Consider the following 5,141-nt stretch of genomic DNA (forward strand, 5'->3'; position numbering starts at 1 on the left):
CCCGTTGCTGAAAATTGGAGCCTCCAATCACCAGTCCAATACGGCTAGGATCAACGTTATCCAATTGGGCATCTTCCCAGGCTTCTTGAAGGGTTACCATGGCCACCTGCCCCGAAAATGATGCTGTACGTAACATTCGTTTGGATAATGCCTTCGGATAAGACAAGGGTGGCAGCTCCGCACCTATAAATGAAGCTTCACCTCTTCTGCCCGGGCGTTGCATGACGCCAAATGCATGCTGCCCTTTGAACAACGCCGAGGCAAAAGCAGCCTTCCCCTGCCCAATCGCCGAAGTCACGCCAATCCCCGTAACGACTAACTCAGACTCTTCATAATTTTTCATAATTTCGCATAAAGTGCATCTGTCAATTCCCCTATATTTTTCACGCCGGACAATTCGACGCGCGGAATATTAAGAGATAATGTTTCCATCGTCTTGTTTACAATTTCAGCCCGATCTACTGAATCTGCACCCAAATCCACCAATCGATCGCCATACTCGAACGTGTGATCTTGTAATTCGGGAAGCACTTCACGAATACAACGTTTAACGATATCGAATACTTCTTCCTTATGCATAGGTATCCTCCTAAAAATAAATGATTTAAAACTCAACAAACCTGGTGTTCAGTAAACATGATCTACAAACGGATTTCGATGAAAACTTGCATTGAATTTTTCATAAAGCCGAGAAGTATTCATACTCCATTCCGTCTTCCTCGGTGCTACAATCGTGCAGATATAGTCACCTAACTGGTAAGACTGGGCAGCATATTGTGGAAAATGTGAAAATGTACTTTGGAAGCATCCATCCACAAATCTGGTCTCATTCATTTCAAGTACATGCAGCGATGTTGTAAAACCTGTGCGCAATATTTTCGACAGGGCCTCCTTCACTGTCCAAAAAACCGTCAATAAAGCTGAGTACTCCCCTACTCCCCGCACGATAGAGATTCTTCCCTTTTCTTCCGCCGTCAGTTGGCTTTCAATTGTCTTATTTCGCTTAGAATCAATCCTCTCAATATCAATGCCCATGGGATGTGCTTCGGGAAAAACAACAGCCGCTCCGATATAGTCGCAGTGGGCAATGCTCACCTGATAGCTGTGGACACCATTGATTCGAAGCATGGGCTGGCCGAAGACACCTGACTCCACACTTACGTTGCGCAGGTCTGGCTCGCTTAACAGCACCGAAACTGCTTGTTTGGCACTTAGCCTGCCAAGCACAAAGTTGGATTTCCGCCGATGGAATACCAAACTCTCGAAGTAACTACACTCATCCGAATGAAAGACTTCTCGATCAAGGGGAGCGTCTGCGTTATAATCTGCATGGACAAAACTGACGGCCGCCTTCATCACGGCATCTTCCCGCTTCAACATTAGTTGTTCTGCATACGAGGCTACGCATATCCCCCCTAGTAAACTACTAACTTAGCAGTCCAAATCAAAAAAGGCCTTCAAATCCCTTAAGGGTTCTGAAAGCTTCCTCATGGAGTATGAACTCGTCACGAGTTCTCCACTTTAAACCTTACTTATAATTTCCAAAGCTACTCTCACTAACCTGATATCACCCATAAATTCTAACTGAATGACCGCTTGTCGTTTATGTCTATCTATTTTCTTAACTATACTCCCCCTTCCTTTAAGTGGGCCATCTAGGATACATATATTGTCTCCTTCAATAATTCCAGTTGATGATTCTATACAATAGCTATCATTGCATAGACTTTCTAACATTTGTTTCTCCGAATCTCTCATTGAAGCTTCAAACTTCGAGTATCTCAATAAACGAATGATATCACTAGAAGTGCAAATCATTGAATTTGTACTGGTTACGAACTGCAAGTCAGGTAAATTCGACTCAATAAATACATAGCTTGGGAACAAAGGAGCCCATTCTTTCTTTACTATTCCTGCTACTTTAAAGAGTCTCTCTTGGAGTGGTATAAAGGGTTTGTAGACTTCAGAATCCAACCACTCATTAATAAGCTGCTTGACCTGTTCTTCCCTACCCGTTCGCACAAAAAACACGTACCAGCTCACTTAACTCATCTCCTATAAAAACGTACTGCCAAATCATCTCCTATAATGTCTACTACCCATATACATAGCTTCGCCCTTTCACTTATCCTACTTGATAAGCTACAATCTCTCACGATATATCCCTCTTTGATGGTTAACGTGACCCGCCAGCGATTAACCACAGAAAAGTTCCTTTATTTTTCATATAATCATATAATTGGAATAATGTTTTTCCATTATAATCCTCTACTCAAACCCTGTCAATTCACAGTTGATTGGAAACGGCCAAGTTCAGATTGGATTCGCAAACCTTTCTGAAAATGCTTAATTTGAAGTCATTATTATCTTTCGAATACAGCTTCAACGTTTCTGGCGGCTTATAAAAGAACTGATCCGAGTGTTTTACTCTAGTTAACTTGAGCATCTGGGGCACAGACAAATGATAGATCGTTATGTATTATTTTTTATATTTAAGATTTTCTCTCACCATTAGAACTGGGCCACAATACAGACTCATTTGAAATCGAACAGGCCCTTTTGGTTCGGACGCATTCTAAATTTAATAAAAGATTCCTTACTCGTAAATTGAAAATAAATATTTTCATCCATGAGGTGTAAAACCAGGCGCTTTACCAAATGAATGAGCAGGATAAATTTGAATAGAGTCATCAATTTCTCGCTTTATTTTTTGAACACTATTATATAATTCTATTGGATTTCCTCCATTTGGGTCACAAAAGCCACAACCTTCAATGAATATTGTATCCCCAGTAAATAAGCGATCTGATAAAAGATAGCATACACTTCCCGCGGTATGTCCAGGAGTCAAAAGACTTTTAATTTCTGTTTCACCGACCTGGATTGAATCCTTGTCTTTAATTGAATGTAAATTTCTACATCTAAAATGATAAAAATCGATTTCGTTTGTTGACATGAATACCTGCGGGTTATATTTTTCCAGGAGTGGATTTACCAAATTAATATGATCCCAATGTGAGTGAGTTAATAGTATCGCTTTGAGATCGCCATTCAATTGTTGAAGATAGAACTCTACTTTCAATAAATCCCATGATGGGTCAACAATAGCTATGTCTCTTGTTTTCTCATCCATTACAAAATATACATAATTAATGAAATTCATAAAACAGACTCTTAACTGTTCCATATGAAAAGTCAGATTCATATCAGCTTCACCGAACCACCTTCCCAATAGTTAATTAAAAACAACAACATTCTGATTTAAGGTTTTAGGCCACTTCATTTTTTAGAAATACTTACTATTTAATTATAAAGGCCTAATTTCGTTGTCCTATGATTATAACAATTGATGCAATAGAAAGGCTCCAACTCTCTGTTACAAGATCGCTTAATTTTTCCAAAACAAAAAACGCCTCTCCGTATGTTAACGGTGAGACGTTTTTTGTTGATCCTACATACCTGTTACGGAGTATTCCGCAGGTACACAGAACCTCGCGTTATTTTCGTTCATTTAACTTTGATGTGTCCGTTATAAATCAAGAATGCCGAGGACCGGGATCGAACCGGTACGGTAGTCACCTACCGCAGGATTTTAAGTCCTGTGCGTCTGCCAATTCCGCCACCCCGGCATAAATTTAGGAACGCTAATCTTTACACTTACTTGTCTTACAAGTATCTGAGAAACACGCATCTGATTAAGAAGTGTTCTCGTTATGTAAATGTTGTTCAATTGGGCACCAACATATAATACGATAATTTTATCGAATTGTAAAGTGTTTTTTAAAAAAAATAATAAAATTCTCTTTTTGTATAACTTGTGCACATTTGAATTACACTAATAAACGTCTTTCCAAACTACCAGAAGGGGTGTTACGAATGCGTGAAGGTATGATTCCAGCTGTTCTTGGAACGGTAGTATCGGCTTCAGGCGCTGTGTTGCTGAGCAGTAAGTACAAACTTGCAGCTACAGGCATTCTCGGTTTCGGACTGGCTCATGTTGTTCTGGGAGCGATTGATCTGATTGAGCATCGCTAGTTGTTTGGGAAGTACCGGGCGGGATTTACTCCCTCCCGGTTTTATTTTTATCAACGTTTAGTCTGGAGCACAAGCGTTTATGTAAAGTATAGAAGCTGAATATGCCTAATAAAAGGAGCTGTGATGTGCTATGAGAGATAATAACTCTGAAAAGAATCGTACTGACGATCAAATCGAACATAAACAATCCCTGGACAAGCGCGAGCCAGGATTTAATCGCATTCCTGACACCGATGCAGATACACCTGCTGCTACCGATATGATTGATGAAGCCATAGGTCGCGGGATAGACAAGTTACGTAACGATTTCACAAAATAAAGCATGGGTAATAAGACACAGGTTTGTGAGCAGTCCTTAATTCATTTGTTTTGATATGTACAGTGATTTCGTAAAATCACTTAAAGATCAGCATGATCCAGCCAATGATTGATATCCACAGCACGATGCTGATTAAGAGTCCACACATGATACCAAAAGAGAAATTACCTTCACTCTTCGGTACAGCACTACCAAATTTCAATCTAAGCTTCATTTGATTCCAGTTCATAGAACCCCCTCCTTAAGTTCTATTTCGGAATATGAAGCTTATTTTTGTAGACCTATAGTCATGTTTTCAAAAATAAAATAGGGTTTTTCGTCCTATCATCCTGATCGCGGAAATAGGATTACAGCTATACCGACCAAACAAATCAATCCACCAATGAAATCGTACAAGTCGGGTGTCTTTTTATCAATCCACCAGCCCCATGCAATGGAAAGAACAATAAAGACACCTCCGTATGCTGCATATACACGCCCAAAGGAGGAAAAAACCTGAAAGGTAGCAATGATTCCATACACAGCCAAGATTACTCCGCCGCAAAGTCCGACATACCATGTCTTTCCTTCACGCAGCCACTGCCAAATCAAATATCCTCCTCCAATTTCAGCGATGCCAGCCAATATAAAAAGTAAAGCTGCCTTTAACACCATTTCACATCCCTAATTCTTCAAATTCTTTTCGATTTTTTTGGATATCTCATTAGAGCACTCGACCTAAAAGGATAATCAATGCAATCACGCCAACCAGAATCAGCAGGTTGCTGACCTGACGCCATAAGCTAGG

At 40.1% G+C, this 5,141-nt stretch carries 8 protein-coding genes, 1 tRNA gene and 1 pseudogene; 2 read left to right on the forward strand and 8 right to left on the reverse strand.

What is annotated here, in order from left to right; translation table 11 throughout:
- The 6 genes and pseudogenes from GRP75_RS18800 to GRP75_RS18825 form a co-directional block, all read right to left on the reverse strand.
- Nucleotides 1–343: beta-ketoacyl synthase N-terminal-like domain-containing protein (locus GRP75_RS18800; protein WP_272917219.1), on the reverse strand; the 343-nt coding region annotated here is incomplete at its 3' end.
- A complete protein-coding gene (locus tag GRP75_RS18805; protein ID WP_013310983.1) occupies nt 340–579 on the reverse strand; it encodes an acyl carrier protein in 240 nt (79 codons plus the stop codon). The genes GRP75_RS18805 and GRP75_RS18800, both read right to left, overlap by 4 nt.
- Nucleotides 580–627: 48 nt before the next feature.
- Entirely contained in the window at nt 628–1,380 is a 753-nt protein-coding gene (locus GRP75_RS18810; protein ID WP_237449100.1) for a 4'-phosphopantetheinyl transferase family protein, read from the reverse strand.
- A 141-nt stretch (nt 1,381–1,521) separates the two neighbouring features.
- Nucleotides 1,522–2,043, reverse strand: a complete 522-nt coding sequence (gene loaP / locus GRP75_RS18815; RefSeq protein ID WP_023989394.1) for an antiterminator LoaP — start codon at nt 2,041–2,043, stop codon at nt 1,522–1,524.
- Between the two features lie 492 nt (nt 2,044–2,535).
- A pseudogene (locus tag GRP75_RS18820) lies at nt 2,536–3,205 on the reverse strand (MBL fold metallo-hydrolase).
- A 338-nt stretch (nt 3,206–3,543) separates the two neighbouring features.
- A tRNA-Leu gene (locus GRP75_RS18825) sits at nt 3,544–3,629 on the reverse strand.
- 247 nt (nt 3,630–3,876) lie between these two features.
- Between GRP75_RS18825 and GRP75_RS18830 the strand changes: the two genes are divergently transcribed.
- Together GRP75_RS18830 and GRP75_RS18835 are read left to right on the forward strand one after the other, a co-directional pair.
- The gene (locus GRP75_RS18830; protein ID WP_013311032.1) at nt 3,877–4,035 is read left to right on the forward strand and encodes a hypothetical protein; all 159 of its coding nucleotides are present in this window, start codon (nt 3,877–3,879) and stop codon (nt 4,033–4,035) included.
- A gap of 130 nt (nt 4,036–4,165) precedes the next feature.
- Nucleotides 4,166–4,354 (forward strand): hypothetical protein, encoded by a 189-nt coding sequence (locus GRP75_RS18835; RefSeq protein WP_023989396.1) that lies wholly within the window; start codon nt 4,166–4,168, stop codon nt 4,352–4,354.
- 76 nt (nt 4,355–4,430) lie between these two features.
- Here GRP75_RS18835 and GRP75_RS29285 read toward each other — a convergent pair whose 3' ends face one another.
- Nucleotides 4,431–4,583: a hypothetical protein gene (locus GRP75_RS29285; protein WP_023989397.1), complete on the reverse strand. Its 153-nt coding sequence runs from the start codon at nt 4,581–4,583 to the stop codon at nt 4,431–4,433.
- Nucleotides 4,584–4,678: 95 nt separating this feature from the next.
- Nucleotides 4,679–5,005 (reverse strand): YnfA family protein, encoded by a 327-nt coding sequence (locus tag GRP75_RS18840; protein ID WP_023989398.1) that lies wholly within the window; start codon nt 5,003–5,005, stop codon nt 4,679–4,681.
- Nucleotides 5,006–5,141: the final 136 nt, after the last annotated feature.

It is taken from the genome of Paenibacillus sp. OT2-17, assembly GCF_009827695.1.
GTDB lineage: Bacteria > Bacillota > Bacilli > Paenibacillales > Paenibacillaceae > Paenibacillus > Paenibacillus polymyxa_B.

What these genes read in the sequence shown, in the direction of transcription:
- GRP75_RS18830 (WP_013311032.1), top strand. Translation starts at nt 3,877, where the DNA reads ATGCGTGAAGGTATGATTCCAGCTGTTCTTGGAACGGTAGTATCGGCT.
- GRP75_RS18835 (WP_023989396.1), top strand. Translation starts at nt 4,166, where the DNA reads ATGAGAGATAATAACTCTGAAAAGAATCGTACTGACGATCAAATCGAA.
- GRP75_RS18810 (WP_237449100.1), bottom strand. Translation starts at nt 1,380, where the DNA reads ATGTTGAAGCGGGAAGATGCCGTGATGAAGGCGGCCGTCAGTTTTGTC.
- GRP75_RS29285 (WP_023989397.1), bottom strand. Translation starts at nt 4,583, where the DNA reads ATGAACTGGAATCAAATGAAGCTTAGATTGAAATTTGGTAGTGCTGTA.
- GRP75_RS18805 (WP_013310983.1), bottom strand. Translation starts at nt 579, where the DNA reads ATGCATAAGGAAGAAGTATTCGATATCGTTAAACGTTGTATTCGTGAA.